General features: G+C 75.2%; 13 protein-coding genes. 10 read left to right on the forward strand and 3 right to left on the reverse strand.

What is annotated here, in order from left to right; genetic code table 11:
* The first annotated feature begins 112 nt into the window (after positions 1–112).
* From hisI to Q2K19_RS20420, 3 genes are read left to right on the forward strand one after another with little or no spacing between them, the layout of a single operon-like run.
* Positions 113–547 (forward strand): phosphoribosyl-AMP cyclohydrolase, encoded by a 435-nt coding sequence (hisI, locus tag Q2K19_RS20410; RefSeq protein ID WP_302762966.1) that lies wholly within the window; start codon positions 113–115, stop codon positions 545–547.
* Positions 544–2097, forward strand: coding sequence for an anthranilate synthase component I (locus Q2K19_RS20415; protein WP_302762967.1), 1554 nt, complete (start codon positions 544–546; stop codon positions 2095–2097). Before hisI ends, Q2K19_RS20415 begins: the two co-directional genes overlap by 4 nt.
* Positions 2094–2678, forward strand: a complete 585-nt coding sequence (locus Q2K19_RS20420; protein ID WP_302762968.1) for a Trp biosynthesis-associated membrane protein — start codon at positions 2094–2096, stop codon at positions 2676–2678. The genes Q2K19_RS20415 and Q2K19_RS20420 overlap by 4 nt, the downstream gene beginning before the upstream one ends.
* A gap of 36 nt (positions 2679–2714) precedes the next feature.
* Here the strand turns inward: Q2K19_RS20420 and Q2K19_RS20425 are convergent, their stop codons facing one another.
* Positions 2715–3002 (reverse strand): hypothetical protein, encoded by a 288-nt coding sequence (locus Q2K19_RS20425; protein ID WP_302762969.1) that lies wholly within the window; start codon positions 3000–3002, stop codon positions 2715–2717.
* 486 nt (positions 3003–3488) lie between these two features.
* On the opposite strand from Q2K19_RS20425, the gene trpC reads away from it, so the two are divergent.
* From trpC to trpA, 3 genes are read left to right on the forward strand one after another with little or no spacing between them, the layout of a single operon-like run.
* A complete protein-coding gene (trpC, locus tag Q2K19_RS20430; protein ID WP_302772666.1) occupies positions 3489–4292 on the forward strand; it encodes an indole-3-glycerol phosphate synthase TrpC in 804 nt (267 codons plus the stop codon).
* Positions 4293–4331: 39 nt separating this feature from the next.
* Positions 4332–5567 carry a tryptophan synthase subunit beta gene (gene trpB, locus Q2K19_RS20435; RefSeq protein ID WP_302762970.1) on the forward strand — a complete coding sequence of 412 codons (1236 nt, stop codon included), beginning with the start codon at positions 4332–4334 and terminating at the stop codon, positions 5565–5567.
* A gap of 4 nt (positions 5568–5571) precedes the next feature.
* Positions 5572–6375, forward strand: a complete 804-nt coding sequence (trpA, locus tag Q2K19_RS20440; RefSeq protein WP_302762971.1) for a tryptophan synthase subunit alpha — start codon at positions 5572–5574, stop codon at positions 6373–6375.
* Between the two features lie 79 nt (positions 6376–6454).
* Here the strand turns inward: trpA and Q2K19_RS20445 are convergent, their stop codons facing one another.
* Positions 6455–6982, reverse strand: coding sequence for an NUDIX hydrolase (locus Q2K19_RS20445; protein WP_302762972.1), 528 nt, complete (start codon positions 6980–6982; stop codon positions 6455–6457).
* Positions 6983–7084: 102 nt separating this feature from the next.
* Between Q2K19_RS20445 and lgt the strand changes: the two genes are divergently transcribed.
* Both lgt and Q2K19_RS20455 read left to right on the forward strand, forming a co-directional pair.
* A complete protein-coding gene (gene lgt, locus Q2K19_RS20450; RefSeq protein WP_302762973.1) occupies positions 7085–8260 on the forward strand; it encodes a prolipoprotein diacylglyceryl transferase in 1176 nt (391 codons plus the stop codon).
* Positions 8261–8271: 11 nt separating this feature from the next.
* Positions 8272–9459: an FAD-dependent oxidoreductase gene (locus Q2K19_RS20455; RefSeq protein WP_302762974.1), complete on the forward strand. Its 1188-nt coding sequence runs from the start codon at positions 8272–8274 to the stop codon at positions 9457–9459.
* Between the two features lie 18 nt (positions 9460–9477).
* On the opposite strand, the gene Q2K19_RS20460 is transcribed toward Q2K19_RS20455, so the two are convergent.
* Positions 9478–10323 carry a GNAT family N-acetyltransferase gene (locus Q2K19_RS20460; protein ID WP_302762975.1) on the reverse strand — a complete coding sequence of 282 codons (846 nt, stop codon included), beginning with the start codon at positions 10321–10323 and terminating at the stop codon, positions 9478–9480.
* A gap of 147 nt (positions 10324–10470) precedes the next feature.
* Between Q2K19_RS20460 and gltB the strand changes: the two genes are divergently transcribed.
* Positions 10471–15123, forward strand: coding sequence for a glutamate synthase large subunit (gene gltB, locus Q2K19_RS20465; protein WP_302762976.1), 4653 nt, complete (start codon positions 10471–10473; stop codon positions 15121–15123).
* A complete protein-coding gene (locus tag Q2K19_RS20470) occupies positions 15116–16624 on the forward strand; it encodes a glutamate synthase subunit beta (RefSeq protein ID WP_302762977.1) in 1509 nt (502 codons plus the stop codon). The genes gltB and Q2K19_RS20470 overlap by 8 nt, the downstream gene beginning before the upstream one ends.
* The last annotated feature ends 144 nt before the right edge of the window (positions 16625–16768 follow it).

Genomic DNA, 16768 nt, shown 5'->3' on the forward strand with positions numbered 1-16768 from the left:
GGTCAGCCACCCCCGGATCCGGGGGTGGCTGGCCGCGCCGCTGGACCGGCCGGCGCCCGCCTCGCGGGACACGTCGGCGGCGCCCGGGCCGCGTGCGGGAGAATGGCTGACTGTGCCCGCCTCTGACGCGCCGGTGACCGGCGCCTCCGCCAGTTCCGGCGGCGCCGTGGCCGCCGGCCCGGCCCGCCCCTCCCGGCTCGACCCGGCCATCGCCGCCCGGCTCCGCCGCACCCCGGACGGCCTGGTGGCCGCCGTGGTGCGCGAGCACGACTCGGGCGAGGTGCTGATGGTCGCCTGGATGGACGACGAGGCGCTGCACCGCACCCTGACCACCGGCCGGGCCACCTACTGGTCGCGCAGCAGGCAGGAGTACTGGGTGAAGGGCGCCACCTCCGGCCACCACCAGTACGTCCGCTTGGTGGCCCTGGACTGCGACGGGGACGCCCTGCTGGTCAGCGTCGACCAGGTCGGCGCGGCCTGCCACACCGGGCACCGCACCTGCTTCTTCACCGAGCTACCGGTCAGTTCCCCGGAGGCGGCCTCATGACGGACGGCACGGTCAGCCCCGACCTGGCCACCTTCGCCGACCTGGCGGCCCGCTGGCGGGTCGTGCCGGTCACCCGCCGGCTGCTCGCCGACGCCGAGACCCCGGTCGGCGTCTACCGCAAGCTGGCCGGCGGTCCGGGCACCTTCCTGCTGGAATCCGCCGAGCAGGGCGTCGGCTCCGCCGGCATGGCCTGGTCGCGCTATTCGTTCATCGGCGTGCGCAGCGCCGCCACGCTCACCGAGCGGGACGGCACGGCGGTCTGGGCCGGCGCGCCGCCGGTCGGCGTACCGGCCTCCGGCGACCCGGTGGCGGTGCTCCGGGAGACGGTCGCGGCCCTGGCCGGCCCGGCCTGGGACCCGGCCAGCGGCATGCCGCCGCTGACCGGCGGCATGGTCGGCTACCTCGGCTACGACCTGGTCCGCCGCTTCGAGCGGCTGCCCGAGCTGACCGAGGACGAGCTCGGCGTGCCCGAGCTCGGCATGATGCTCGCCACCGACCTGGTGGTGCTCGACCACTACGACGGCTCGGCGATCCTGGTCGCCAACGCGGTGCTGCCGCCGCTCGACGCCCCCGACCGGGCGGCCCTCGTCGCGGCGGCCTACCACCACGCGGTCGGGCGGCTGGACGCGATGACCACCGCCCTGTCCCGACCGATTCCGCCCATGATCTCGACAGTCGCCCGGCCCGCGGTCGGCGACGTGGTCAGCCGGACGCCGGACGGCGGCTATCCGAAGGCGGTGGAGGCGGCCAAGGAGGCGATCCGGGCCGGCGAGTGCTTCCAGATCGTGCTCAGCCAGCGCTTCGAGCGGCCGACCCACGCCGACCCGCTCGACGTCTACCGGGTGCTGCGCACCACCAACCCGAGCCCGTACATGTACCTGCTGCGCTTCGACGGCTTCGACATCGTCGGCTCCTCGCCGGAGGCGCACCTCAAGGTGAGCACCGGCGCGGACGGGCGGCGGCGGGCGCTGCTGCACCCGATCGCCGGCACCCGGCCGCGCGGCGGTTCACCGGAGGCCGACGCCCGGCTCGCCGCCGAGCTGCTCGCCGACCCGAAGGAGCGCGCCGAGCACGTCATGCTGGTCGACCTGGGCCGCAACGACCTGGGCCGGGTCTGCCGGCCGGGCACGGTCGAGGTGCCGGAGTTCGCCACCATCGAGCGCTACAGCCACGTCATGCACATCGTCTCGACGGTCGTCGGGGAGCTGCGCGAGGACCGCACCGCGTTCGACGCGCTCGCCGCGACGTTCCCGGCCGGCACCCTCTCCGGCGCGCCGAAGGTGCGGGCCATGGAGATCATCGAGGAGCTGGAGCCGGCCCGGCGCGGTCTCTACGGCGGCACCGTCGGCTACTTCGGCTTCGGCGGCGACCTGGACATGGCGATCGCCATCCGGACCGCGCTGATCCGGGACGGCCGGGCCTACGTCCAGGCCGGGGCGGGGGTGGTGGCCGATTCCGATCCCGCCGCCGAGGACCAGGAGACCCGCAACAAGGCGGCCGCGGTGCTCGCCGCGATCGCCGCCGCCGAGACGCTGAGGCCGGCGCGATGAGCGAGCCCACGGTCGCGGCCACCGCGCCGTCGCCGGCCGCCCGGGGCCGGCGCGAGCTGACGTACGCGGTGTTGCTCTGCCTGGCCGGCGCGGGCCTGGCCCTCTGGGCGGTGACCCGGACCTGGTCGGTCGAGCTGACCGCCCGGGGGTCACTGCCGCCGGCGCGGCACGCCCGCACGGGCGTGGACCTGCTGCCCTGGGTCTCCGCGCTGGCCCTGGTCGGGCTGGCCGGTGGGGGCGCGGTGCTGGCCACCCGGGGGCGGGTCCGCCGCCTGCTGGGCGGCCTGCTGGCCCTGGTGGGGCTGGCCGTGGCGGCCGGCGGCGGCTACGGCCTGACCGGCTCCTTCGAGGGCGGGGTGAGCCGGCAGTGGCCGGCGCTGGTGCTGGCCGGCGGCCTGGTCGCGGCGGTCGGCGGGGCGCTCACCGCGGTGCGCGGCGCCGGCTGGCCGGCGATGGGTGCCCGGTACGAGCGACCGGCCCGATCGGCGGCCCCGCCGGGTGCGGACCGGCCGGCGGTCGAGCGGGGCACCCGGGACGCCTGGGAGGCGCTCGACCGGGGCGAGGACCCGACGGTCAGCTGACCGCGCGTCCCGCGCCTCGGGGCGTTCCCGGGTTGGTCAGCTGACCGGCGTGGCGTCGCGCGCGTCGCGGCGCTCGCGGACCGCGGCCCCGGCTGCGGCCCGGGCGGCGGCCAGCTCGGCCACCAGGCGGTCCAGTTCGCGGCGCTGCGCGGCCCGGGCCCGGTCGGCGCAGACCGCCTCCCAGGCGTTGCCGCGGGCGGTCCGCATCCGGCCGTCGCCGGCCATGGCGCGTTCGAGGGTGTGCACCACGCCGACGGCGAGCGACGCGACGCTCCGGGAGATCGTGGTGAAGTCGATGGTCTGGTTCGGCCCGCTGGTGCTCATGGTCACCCCGCACGAGATCGTTGGCGACGATTGGCAGCCGCCTCGTCGAGTCTGCCCGAGCCCGATGCTGCCGGGCTCACGTTTCGCCGCCATGAAGCGCAGGTCAACTCTCCGTCAGCCCCGGCGACCTGGGCAGGGCCGTTCGTCCTTGAGCTTGGTCACAGCATCGAGGGACGTCACCGTCCTGCGCGGCCGGGACGGGCGTGGTGAGATAGGTCATGGGCCACTGTCGATGCCATGGCCGCGGGTGCGGGGCGTGCCCGGGCGGCGGCCGATCGACACGGTGGCGCTGCGTGACACCGTGTTCACCGGAAGTCGGTCATCATGCCACAGCCCATTTCGTGAGGAGCGCCATACCCCCGGGACTTGTCGCCAGGTGGCGCCACCTAGCATCGGCCCATGACACCCGGAGAGGGGAGTCCGTTGGTGACTGCTGAGCATGCGCACGCGGAGGGGGACGACGCCGGTTCGGCGGCGTCCGCAAGCGTGCTCGACGAGATCCTGGCCGGCGTCCGCGAGGACGTGGCCCGGCGACAGGCGCAGGTTCCGCTGGAGCGGATCCGGGAGCTGGCCGCCGCCGCACCGCCGCCGCTGGACGCGTACGCCGCCCTGCGCCGGCCCGGCGTGGCCGTGATCGCCGAGGTCAAGCGTTCGTCGCCGTCCAAGGGCCGGATCGCCGAGATCGCCGACCCGGCCGACCTGGCCGGCGAGTACGCGGCCGGCGGCGCGCGGGCGATCAGCGTGCTGACCGAGGGGCGCTGGTTCGGCGGGTCGCTGGACGACCTGGCCGCCGTGCGCGCCGCGGTGCAGGTGCCGGTGCTCCGCAAGGACTTCGTGATCTCCAGCTACCAGGTGCACGAGGCGCGGGCCCACGGCGCCGACCTGGTGCTGCTGATCGTCGCCGCGCTGGAGCAGAACGCGCTGGTCGGGCTCCTGGAGCGGATCGAGTCGCTCGGCATGACCGCGCTGGTCGAGGTGCACACCGAGGAGGAGGCCGACCGGGCCCTGGAGGCCGGCGCGCAGGTGATCGGGGTCAACGCCCGTGACCTGCGTACCCTTGAGGTCGACCGCTCGGTGTTCGAGCGGATCGCGCCCGGCCTGCCGAGCAGCGTCGTCAAGATCGCCGAGTCCGGCGTGCGCGGCCCGCACGACCTCATCCGGTACGCCTCGGCGGGCGCCGACGCGGTCCTGGTCGGCGAGGGCCTGGTCACCCAGAAGAGCCCCCGCGAGGCGGTCGCCGAGCTGGTCAACGCCGGCAACCACCCGGCCACGCCCCGCCCGGTGCGCTGACCCGCGCCGGGTCCCGACACCTGAGGAGAGGACACCGCGATGAGCGTCGACGCCTCGACCGGGGCCGGCCAGGTCCCCGACGCCGCCGGCCACTTCGGCCGGTTCGGCGGTCGGTTCGTCCCGGAGGCGCTGGTCGCCGCGCTGGACGAGCTGGACGCGGCGTACCGCAAGGCGATGACCGACGAGGCCTTCCTCGCCGAGTTCGACGCCCTGCTGCGCGACTACGCCGGGACCCCGTCCATGCTCTACGAGGCCCGGCGGTTCTCCGCGAAGGCGGGAGCGCGGGTCCTGCTCAAGCGGGAGGACCTCAACCACACCGGCGCGCACAAGGTGCGCAACGTGCTCGGCCAGGCACTGCTCACCAAGCGGATGGGCAAGTCCCGGGTGATCGCCGAGACCGGCGCCGGCCAGCACGGCGTGGCCACCGCCACCGCCGCCGCCCTGTTCGACCTCGAGTGCGTGGTCTACATGGGCGAGGTGGACACCGAGCGGCAGGCGCTCAACGTGGCTCGGATGCGGATGCTCGGCGCCACCGTCGTCCCGGTCACCACCGGCTCGCGGACCCTCAAGGACGCGATGAACGAGGCGATGCGGGACTGGGTCGCCAACGTCGACGACACCCACTACCTGATCGGCACCGCCGCCGGCCCGCACCCGTTCCCCGAGATGGTCCGGGACTTCGTGCGCGGCATCGGCGAGGAGGCCCGCCGGCAGTGCCTCGACCTGACCGGCGCGCTGCCGGACGCGGTCGCGGCCTGCGTGGGCGGCGGCTCCAACGCGCTCGGCATCTTCCACGCCTTCGTCCCCGACACCGGGGTGCGGCTGTACGGCTTCGAGGCCGGCGGCGAGGGCGTCGAGACGGGCCGGCACGCCGCCAGCATCACCGGCGGCTCCTCCGGCGTGCTGCACGGCACCCGGACCTACGTGCTGCAGAACGAGGACGGCCAGACGATCGAGTCGCACTCGATCTCGGCCGGCCTGGACTACCCCGGGGTCGGGCCGGAGCACGCCTGGCTGCACGACAGCGGCCGGGCGACGTACCTGCCGGTCAACGACGACGAGGCGATGGCCGCGTTCGAGCTGCTCTGCCGCACCGAGGGGATCATCCCGGCGATCGAGAGCTCGCACGCGCTCGCCGGCGCCCTGAAGATCGCCCCGCAGCTCGCCGCCGAGCTGGGCCGGGAGCCGGTCATCGTGGTCAACCTCTCCGGCCGGGGCGACAAGGACGTGCACACCGCCGGTGGCTACTTCGGCATCCTCGACAAGGAGCAGTGAGATCGTGAGCCGGATCGGGGTCGCCTTCGACAAGGCCCGCGCCGACGGACGGGCCGTCCTGGTCGGCTGCATGCCGGCCGGGTTCCCGACCGTCGAGGGCAGCATCGCCGCGATGAAGGCGATGGTCGAGGCGGGCGTGGACGTCATCGAGGTGGAGATTCCCTACTCCGACCCGGTGATGGACGGCCCGGTCATCCAGAAGGCCAGCGACATCGCCCTCGCCGGCGGCGTACGCACCGCCGACGCCCTGCGCGTCATCGAGGCGGTCGCGGCGACCGGCGCGCCGGTGGTCACCATGACCTACTGGAATCCGATCGAGCAGTACGGCGTGGACGCGTTCGCCCGCGACCTCGCCGCCGCCGGGGGCACCGGCCTGATCACCCCGGATCTGATCCCGGACGAGGCGGGCGAGTGGCTGGCCGCCTCCGACGCGTACGGCCTGGACCGGACGTTCCTGGTCTCCCCGTCGTCCACCGACGCCCGGCTGAAGATGACCGTCGAGCACTGCCGCGGCTTCGTCTACGCCACCGCGATCATGGGGGTCACCGGCGCCCGGGCGCAGACGTCCCAGGCGGCCCCGATCCTCGTCTCCCGGCTGCGCGAGGTCACCGACCTGCCGCTCGGCGTCGGGCTGGGCGTGGGCACCGGCGCGCAGGCCGGCACCGTCGCCGGGTACGCCGACGGCGTCATCGTCGGCAGCGCGCTGGTCCGCTGCGTGCTGGACGCCCCGGACCAGGCCGCCGGTCTGGCCGCCCTGCGGACGCTGAGCGCCGAACTCGCCGAGGGCGTCCGCAACCCGGTCCGCTGACGCTCCGGCACGGCGCCCCCGGTCGTTTCGCTGTGGTGGTGACGCTCCGGGCCTGACCGGCGGGAGCGCGGCCGCCGGATCAGGCGGTTCGGGCCGGGCGTGACGGGTCGACGAGCGGCCCCGGCGGCTCAGCCCGGGGCCCGGGGGCGACCGGCTCCGCCCGCGCCTCACCCAGCACGCCGGACCGGCCGGCGAGGGCGTCGGCGAGGGCGGCCCGGGTGGTCGGGGTCAGCACGTCGGGGAGCGCGTCCGGCGGGTGCCAGGCGAGGTGGCAGCCGTCCGTCGGTGCGGCGGCCGGACGGCCGGCGCGGACCCGGGCCCGGAACACGTGGACCAGCACGTCCGGCGGGGTGCCGCAGCGCCCGGCCGGGGGTGGGGGAGCGTCGGGGACGCCGAGCCGGTAGAGGCCGACCAGGTCGAGGAGGTCGACCTCCCAGCCGGTCTCCGCGCGGATCTCGCGGATGGCGGCGGCGAGCGGGCTCTCGTCGTGGCGCGGTCGCCCGCCGGGCAGCGCCCAGCGCCGGCCGGCGCCGGCCTGCCGGCAGAGCAGCACCCGACCGGCCTGGTCGACGACGACCGCGGCGACCGCCCAGCGCAGCCCGCTCATGGACAAAGAGCCTACGACGGTGCATACCCCAAGTCATGCGGCTCGCGAAGGCGACCGGACCGGGTGCCGCGAGCACCCTCGGCAGCGGTAGCGTGTTCACCCGTGACCCTCGCCCCGATGACCCCACTGGCGGCCCTGCCCAGCCCCAGCACCGCCGTCTGGCAGCTCGGACCCGTTCCGGTCCGGGCGTACGCACTCTGCATCATCGTCGGCATCGTGGTGGCCTGCGTGGTCACCGAGCGCCGGCTCCGCCAGCGCGGCGTCGCGCCGGGCGCGGTGCTCGACATCGCGGTCTGGGCGGTGCCGACCGGCATCGTCGGCGCGCGGATCTACCACGTGATCACCTCACCCGAGAAGTACTTCGGCGAGCACGGCCAGCCGCTCAAGGCGTTCGCCATCTGGGAGGGCGGCCTCGGCATCTGGGGTGCCGTCGCCGGCGGGGCGATCGGTGCCTGGATCGCCGCCCGGCAGCTCGGCATCCCGCTCGGCGTGGTGGCCGACGCGCTGGCCCCGGGCCTGCCGCTGGCCCAGGCGGTCGGCCGCTTCGGGAACTGGTTCAACAACGAGCTCTACGGCGGCCGTACCGGCCTGCCCTGGGGGCTCGAGGTGCACGTGATGGACCCGGACAATCCCGGCCACGCGCTGCGCGACGACGCCGGCAACCCGGTCCTGCAGCCCGGGCTCTACCACCCGACCTTCCTCTACGAGGCGCTCTGGAACGTGGGCGTCGCCGCCCTGGTCCTCGTCCTCGACCGGAAGCTGCGGCTCGGCCGGGGCCGGGCGTTCGCGCTCTACGTGATGGGCTACACCGCGGGCCGGTTCTGGATCGAGCTGATGCGCACCGACGAGGCCAACCACGTCCTCGGCCTGCGGCTCAACGTGTGGACCGCGGCGCTGGTCTTCCTCGGCGCCCTGGCCTACTTCCTGCGGGTCCGGGGTCCCCGCGAGTACCTGGTCCCGGTCGGCGTCCCCGCCGCCCCGGTGCCGCCCGCCGGTGGCGACGTGTCGCAGGTCGACCTCGCCGCCCGCGAGGCCGGCGCGCGCCCGGTCGCGCCGGAGGGCTACCGGGTGGTGAACGAGGAGCAGTTCCGCGCGTACCGGGACACCGGTGTGCTCCCCGACGAGGAGCCGGTGGCGGACGGCGCGGACGCCGAGGCCCGCTCGCCGGCCGGCGACCGGGACGCCGACGCCCCGGCTGCAGCCGGGGACCCGGCGGCGCCCACCGGGGACGACCGGGCCGGCGCCACCGGCTCCCGCCCCGTCGACCGGGACAGCTGAGCGGGGGAGTCATGCGTACCGCGGTGGTGGTCGGCGCCGGCCTCGGCGGGCTGGCGGTGGCCGGCGTGCTGGCCCGCTCCGGCTGGCGGGTCACCCTCCTCGAACGGGCCGACCGGGTCCGTCCGGAGCCGACCGCCGTCGTGCTCTGGCCCAACGGGGTACGCGCGCTGCGCGCCCTCGGGCTCGGCGCCGGGCTGGACGCGATCGCCACCCCGCTCCCCGACGGCGGCGTACGCCGCCCCGACGGGCACTGGCTGGTCCAGCCCCGCCCCGCGCCGGCCGAGCGGATGCCGGTCGTGGTGCACCGGGAGGACCTCCACGACGCGCTGATCGCCGGGCTGGGCGACCAGGTCGAGCTGCGTACCGGGGTGACGGTGCGGACGGTGCGCGCGGTCTCCGGGGAGCGCCCGGCGGTCGGCGACGGCCGGCACACCGTCGAGGCGGACCTGGTGGTCGCCGCCGACGGCACCGACAGCGAGATCCGTCGCCAGCTCGCGCCCGAGGCGGCCGTGGTCAGCTCCGGCTGCGCCGCCTGGCGGGCGGTGATTCCCTGGTACCGGGTGCCCCGGCTCGCCGCCGAGCAGCAGGTGGGCGGGGAGGTGCTCGGCGCGGGCTACCGCTTCGTGGCCGCCTCGCTCGGGGACCGCGGCGGGGCCGGCGGGTCGAGCCGGGGCGGCGTCTACTGGGTGGCCACGGCCGCCGGGGCGCCCCGACCGGAGCCGCCGGAGACCCAGCTGGCCCTGCTCAAACGCTGGTACGCCGGCTGGCCCGCCCCGATCGCCGAGCTGCTCGACGCCACCGACCCGGCGGACCTGGTGCAGCAGGAGATCCGCGAGCTGCGGCCGCTGCCCCGGGCCTACGGGTTCCCGGCCGGCCCGGGCGGGGTGGTGCTGCTCGGCGACGCCGCGCACGCCATGCCGCCGCACCTCGGGCAGGGCGCCTGCCTCGCCTTCGAGGACGCGGCCACCCTCGCCGCGCTGCTGCGCGAGTCCCGGCTTCCCGACGCGGTGGCCGCGTACGACCGGGTGCGCCGGCCCCGCGCGGCGACCATGGTGCGGCAGACCCGCCGGATGTCGGCGGTGCTGCAGACCCGGGGCCGGCTGGCGCTGCGCGCCCGCGACGCCGCCCTCGGCACGATCAGCCCCCGGCTGCGCAGCACCGCGGCCGCGGCGGCCGCCGCCTGGCATCCGCCGGCCTGACCGGCCGGCGGGCGCCGCTCAGCCGAGCAGGGCGGCCGGCTCCGCGATGCAGGCGGTGCCGACCCGGCGGAAGCCGACCCGCAGGTAGACCCGGGCGATCTCCTCGCTGCCGGCGGAGAGGAAGACCAGGTCGGTGCCGGCCGCGAGCAGTTCCCGGGCCAGGGTGGCGGTGACCGCCGCGCCGAGACCGCGCCGGCGGGCCACCGGCAGGGTGGCCACCCCGGCGATCTCCGCCACGTCGTCGACCCGCATCGCCATCCCGCTGGCCAGCGCCCCCTGGTTGGGGGTGTCGGCGAGCACCGAGATCCGCCGGCCGTCGGCGATCCGCACCGCCTCCTCCTCCAGCGCGGCCACGTCCAGGCGGGCGACCGCCGCGTCCCGCTCGGCCGGGCCGGCCCCGCCGCGCGCGGTGCCGCCGTTGGAGAAGCCGACCGCCGCGACGGCCCGGCGCACCGCCACGTCGGCCGCGAAGCCGGGCTCCGCCGGGTCGAGGACCCGCACCGGTACGTCGCTGAGCGTCGCCGGGTCGGGCAGGCGGGCGGGGTCGAGCACCATCAGCGGCGCCTCCAGCACGGACAGCCCCGCCGAGCGGGCCACGGCGAGCAGGTCCGGGGTGACCTCGTGCACCCACTCGAACGCCTCCGGCAGGCCCAGCTCCCGCTGCCGGGCGCGGACCGCCGTCACGTCGGCCAGCGAGGGCGGCCCGCTCGCGTCGAGCCGGGGTCGCGCGTAGAACGGCCAACCGGCGCCGTCCCGGACGAAGAGCACCAGCGGTCCGTATTCCTCCGCACGGGCTGCATCCCGGGGCACCGCGTCGTAGAACCGCTCCAACCGGTCGAGCACGTCAGTGCGTACGACATCCACCGCGCGAGACTACACGTCCCACGATCTGGAAGTGTGATCAATCTGAACTGGCCTTGCGCCGGACGCCCTAACGTAGACTCAATAAAACCCACGTAGGGCCGACGTCGTCCCGACCATGATCCAACCTGAGTGACGACAGGAGGCCCGGTGGCCTTTCCGTACCCTCTCAGCCCCCAGCCGGCCCCCCAGGCGGGGCTGTACGACCCCGCCCACGAGCACGACGCCTGCGGTGTGGCCTTCGTGGCCGACCTGCACGGTCGCCGGTCGCATGAGGTCGTCGCGAACGGCCTCGGGGCGCTCTGCCGGCTGGACCACCGGGGTGCCCGGGGCGCGGAGCACAACACCGGTGACGGCGCCGGAATCATGATCCAGGTGCCGGACGCGTTCCTCCGCGCGGTCGTCGACTTCCCGCTGCCGCGCGCCGGTCAGTACGCCACCGGCCTGGTCTTCCTCCCCGACGACGACGCCGCCGAGGCGCGCGCCCGTCAGGTGGTGGAGAAGTACGCGCTGGTCGAGGGGGCCGACGTTCTCGGCTGGCGGGAGGTCCCCACCGACCCGGCCGGCCTCGGCGAGACCGCCCTGGCGGCGATGCCCCGGGTCCGGCAGCTCTTCCTCGCCGCGCACCGGCTCACCGACTCGCCCGCCGGCCCGGCCGGCTCCCCGCTCGGCGGGCTGGAGCTGGACCGGGTGGCCTTCTGCGTACGCAAGCAGACGGAGCGGGAGACCGCCGAGCGGGGCGTGCCGGCGTACTTCCCGTCGCTCTCCGGCCGGACCATGGTGTGGAAGGGCATGCTCACCCCGGACCAGCTGCCGGCGTTCTACCCCGAGCTGACCGACGAGCGGGTGGTCAGCGCGATCGCCCTGGTGCACTCGCGGTTCTCCACCAACACCTTCCCGTCCTGGCCGCTGGCCCACCCGTACCGGTTCATCGCGCACAACGGCGAGATCAACACGATCCGCGGCAACCGCAACTGGATGCAGGCCCGGGAGGCGCTGCTCCGCTCCCCGGACCTGCCCGGCAACATCCGTCGGGTCTTCCCGGTCTGCACCCCCGGCGCCTCCGACTCGGCCAACTTCGACGAGGTTCTGGAGCTGCTGCACCTGGCCGGGCGGAGCCTGCCGCACGCGGTGCTGATGATGATCCCCGAGGCGTGGGAGAACGACCCGGACATGCGCGCGGACAAGCGCGCCTTCTACCGCTTCCACGCCAGCCTGATGGAGCCGTGGGACGGCCCCGCCTCGGTCGCCTTCACCGACGGCGAGATCGTCGGCGCGGTGCTCGACCGCAACGGGCTGCGCCCCGGCCGCTGGTGGCGGACCGCCGACGGCCTGGTGGTGCTGGGCAGCGAGGCGGGCGTGCTCGACCTCGACCCGGCCACCGTGGTGGCCAAGGGCCGCCTCCAGCCGGGGAAGATGTTCCTGGTCGACACGGTCAACGGCCGGATCGTCTCCGACGACGAGATCAAGACCGAGCTGGCCGCCGCCCAGCCGTACGACGAGTGGCTGCACGCCGGCCTGATCGAGCTGGACGAGCTGCCGCCGCGCGAGCACATCGTCTACACCCACGACTCGGTACGCCGCCGGCAGCAGACCTTCGGCTACACCGAGGAGGAGCTGAAGATCCTGCTCGCCCCGATGGCCCGCAACGGCGCGGAGCCGATCGGCTCGATGGGCACGGACACTCCGATCGCCCCGCTCTCGACCCGGCCGCGGCTGCTCTACGACTACTTCCACCAGCTCTTCGCCCAGGTCACCAACCCACCGCTGGACGCCATCCGGGAGGAGCTGGTGACCAGCCTGGCGTGCACCATCGGGCCGGAGGGCAACCTGCTCGACCCGGGCCCGGCGAGCTGCCGGCAGATCGTGCTGCCCTACCCGGTGATCGACAACGACGAGCTGGCCAAGATCCTCTCCATCGACGAGGACGGCGACCTGCCCGGCTTCAAGGCGGTCCGGGTCTCCGGGCTCTACCGGGTCCGCGACGGCGGGGCCGGCATCAAGGCCCGGCTCACCGAGATCTGCCGGCACGTCTCCGAGGCGATCGAGGACGGCGTGCGGATCCTGGTGCTCTCCGACCGGGACTCCAACGCCGACCTGGCCCCGATCCCGTCGCTGCTGCTCACCGCCGCGGTGCACCAGCACCTGGTGCGCGAGCAGACGCGGACCCAGGTGGCGCTGATCGTCGAGTCCGGCGACTGCCGCGAGGTGCACCACGCGGCCGTGCTGATCGGCTACGGCGCGGCGGCGGTCAACCCGTACCTGGCCTTCGAGTCGGTGGAGGACATGATCTCCACCGAGGCGCTGGTCGGCGTCGACCCGGAGAAGGCGGTCCGCAACTACGTCAAGGCGCTCGGCAAGGGCGTCCTGAAGATCATGTCCAAGATGGGCATCTCGACGGTCTCGTCGTACTGCGGGGCGCAGGTCTTCGAGGCGGTCGGCCTGGACACCCGGCTGGTCGAGCGCTACTTCCGGGGCACCCCGAGCACGATCAGCGGCATCGGGCTGAACGAGATCCACGCCGAGGTGGCCGCGCGGCACGGCCTCGCCTGGCCGGCCCCCGGCGCGCAGCCCTCGGACCGGTTGGAGGTCGGCGGCGAGTACCAGTGGCGCCGCGAGGGTGAGCTGCATCTGTTCAACCCGGAGACGGTCTTCCTGCTCCAGCACGCCACCCGCAGCCGCCAGTACGACGTCTTCCGGCAGTACACCGCCAAGGTCGACGAGCTGGCCGCCCGGGCCGGCTCGCTGCGCGGCCTGTTCACCCTGCGCGCCGGCGTCCGCCCGCCGGTGCCGCTGGCGGAGGTGGAGCCGGCCGGCGAGATCGTCAAGCGGTTCGCCACCGGCGCCATGTCGTACGGGTCGATCTCGGCGGAGGCGCACGAGACCCTGGCCATCGCGATGAACCGCCTCGGCGGCAAGTCCAACACCGGCGAGGGCGGCGAGGACGTCGCGCGGCTGCACGACCCCGAGCGCCGCTCGGCGGTCAAGCAGATCGCCAGCGGCCGGTTCGGGGTGACCAGCGAATACCTGGTCAACGCCGACGACCTGCAGATCAAGATGGCCCAGGGCGCCAAGCCCGGCGAGGGCGGCCAGCTCCCCGGCAACAAGGTCTGGCCGTGGATCGCCCGGACCCGGCACGCCACCCCCGGCGTCGGCCTGATCTCCCCGCCGCCGCACCACGACATCTACTCCATCGAGGACCTGGCCCAGCTCGTCCACGACCTGAAGTGCGTCAACCCGGCCGCCCGGGTGCACGTCAAGCTGGTCAGCGAGGTCGGGGTGGGCACCGTCGCGGCCGGCGTGGCCAAGCTCAAGGCCGACGTCATCCTGATCTCCGGCCACGACGGCGGCACCGGTGCGTCCCCGCTCAACTCGCTCAAGCACGCCGGCACCCCGTGGGAGCTGGGCCTGGCCGAGGCGCAGCAGACGCTGCTGCTCAACAAGCTCCGCGACCGGGTCACCGTGCAGGTCGACGGCCAGCTCAAGACGGGCCGGGACGTGCTGGTCGCGGCGCTGCTCGGCGCGGAGGAGTTCGGCTTCGCCACCGCCCCGCTGATCGTCGAGGGCTGCGTGATGATGCGGGTCTGCCACCTGGACACCTGTCCGGTCGGCATCGCCACCCAGAACCCGGTGCTGCGCGAGCGCTTCACCGGCCGGCCGGAGTTCGTGGAGAACTTCTTCCTCTTCCTCGCCGAGGAGGTCCGGGGCTACCTGGCCGAGCTGGGCTTCCGCAGCATCGAGGAGGCCATCGGGCACACCGAGCTGCTCGACCTCACCCCGGCCATCGACCACTGGAAGGGGCACGGGCTCGACCTCGGCCGGGTCCTGCACCTGCCGGAACTGCCCGAGGGCGCGGCCCGGCGCGGGATCCGGGCCCAGGACCACGGCCTGGAGGCGGCGCTGGACAACGAGCTCATCGCGCTGGCCGAGCCGGCGCTGCGGGACGGCACCCCGGTCCGGGTCGAGGTGGCGGTCCGCAACGAGCACCGCAGCGTCGGCGCGATGCTCGGCGGCGAGGTGACCCGCCGCTTCGGTGGCGCCGGCCTGCCCGCCGACACCATCGAGTTCCTGCTGCACGGCACCGCCGGCCAGTCGTTCGGCGCGTTCCTGCCGCGCGGGGTGACCCTGCGCCTGCACGGCGACGCCAACGACTACGTCGCCAAGGGCCTCTCCGGCGGCCGGATCGTCATCCGCCCGGACGCCGCCGCGCCGTTCGTGGCCGGCGCGGCCGACCCGGGGCAGCGGGCCGAGGACCAGATCATCGCCGGCAACACCATCCTGTACGGCGCGACCGGCGGCGAGGTGTTCCTGCGCGGCCGGGTCGGCGAGCGGTTCGCGGTGCGCAACTCCGGTGCGGTGGCCGTCGTCGAGGGCGTCGGCGACCACGGCTGCGAGTACATGACCGGCGGCACGGTGGTGGTGCTCGGCGGGACCGGGCGCAACTTCGCCGCCGGCATGTCCGGGGGCACCGCGTACGTGTGGCAGCTGGACCGGCGGCTGGTCAACACCGAGCTGGTCGACCTGTCGCCGCTGCGCGACGAGGAGCGGGACCGGCTGCACGAGCTGGTCCAGCGGCACTTCGCCGAGACCGACTCCGCGGTCGCTGAGGAGCTGCTCAAGCGCTGGCCGGAGGCGGTCGAGGAGTTCACCGCCGTGGTGCCCCGGGACTACCGCCGGGTGCTGGAGATCATGCGGGCCGCCGAAGCCGCCGGCCACGACGTCGACGACGCGGTGATGAGTGCCCTCGCCGCGCCGGTGCCGCCCGCCCCGCGGGCGGTCGCCCAGGAGGTGGCTCGTGCCTGACCCGAACGGTTTCCTGCGCTACGACCGGCGGCTGCCCGCGCGCCGGCCGGTGCCGGTGCGGATCCTGGACTGGCGGGAGGTGTACCCGCCGGCCGGCGAGGAACTGATCCGCGAGCAGGCCACCCGGTGCATGGACTGCGGCATCCCGTTCTGCCACGACGGCTGCCCGCTGGGCAACCGCATCCCGGACTGGAACGACCTGGTCCGCACCGGCAACTGGGACGCCGCGGTGGAGTCGCTGCACGCCACCAACAACTTCCCCGAGTTCACCGGGCGGCTCTGCCCGGCGCCCTGTGAGGCGGCGTGCGTGCTCGGCCTCGGCGGGCAGCAGCCGGTCACCATCAAGCAGGTCGAGGTGGAGATCGCCGACGCGGCGGTGGCCCGCGGCGGGCTGCGCCCCCGCCCGCTGCCCGCCCCGACCGGCAGGTCGGTCGCCGTGGTCGGCTCCGGCCCCGCCGGCCTGGCCGCCGCGCAGCAGCTCGCCCGCGCCGGGCACACCGTCACCGTGTACGAGCGGGACGACGCGCTCGGCGGTCTGCTCCGGTACGGCATCCCCGACTTCAAGCTGGAGAAGCAGCACATCGACCGGCGGCTGGCGCAGCTCTCCGCCGAGGGGGTGCGCTTCCGGACCGGGGTGAACGTCGGTGTCGACGTGACCGCGGCGGAGCTGCGCGCCGAGCACGACGCGGTGCTGCTCGCCTGCGGCGCGCTGCAGGGCCGGGACACGCCGGAGACGCCGGGCCGGGCGCTGCGCGGCGTACACCAGGCGATGGCGCACCTGGTGGCGGCCAACCGGGTGGTGGCGGCGGCGGGCGAGGGCCGGCCGGCGCTGGCCACCCTGCCGGACGGCACCCCGATCGACGCGGCCGGCAAGCACGTGGTGATCATCGGCGGTGGCGACACCGCCGCCGACTGTCTCGGGGTGGCCCACCGGCAGGGCGCCGCCGGCGTGCACCAGCTCGACCTCTACCCGGAGCCGCCGGCCGGCCGGGACGCCGGCCGGGACCCGTGGCCGACCTGGCCGTGGATCCTGCGCAACTACCCGGCCCACGAGGAGGGCGGGGAGCGGGTCTTCGCGGTGGCGGTGCAGGAGTTCGTCGACGACGGCACCGGCCAGGTCAGGGCGGTCCGCATCGCCGAGGTGACCGTGGAGAAGCGGGACGGCCGGCGGATCGTCAGCGTGCTGCCCGGCTCCGAACGGGAGCTCCCGGCCGACCTGGTGCTGCTGGCCATCGGCTTCGAGGGCACCGAGGAGCAGCCGCTGCTCGCCCAGCTCGGGGTGGCTCGCAACACCCGCGGCGCGGTCGACGCCCGCCCCGACTGGCAGACCGACGTCGACGGGGTCTTCGTCGCCGGCGACATGCACCGGGGCGCGTCGCTGATCGTCTGGGCGATCGCCGAGGGGCGGGCCGCCGCCGCGGCCATCCACGCCCACCTGGGCGGGGTGGGTGAGCTACCCGCGCCGGTGGACCCGGCCCGGGAGCCGCTCGCGGCCCGCTGACCCGCACGCCCACCGACACCCCGGTCCCGGGCGGGCCCGGGGTGTCGCGGCGTCCGGGTCCGGTTCGTGCCCGGGCCGCCCCGGACGCCCGACCCCGCCGGTGAACCCGCTCACCAATTGTCGCCAGAAGGTTTAACCGCCGCC

The organism is Micromonospora sp. NBRC 110009 (genome assembly GCF_030518795.1).
In the GTDB taxonomy this organism is placed as follows: domain Bacteria; phylum Actinomycetota; class Actinomycetes; order Mycobacteriales; family Micromonosporaceae; genus Micromonospora.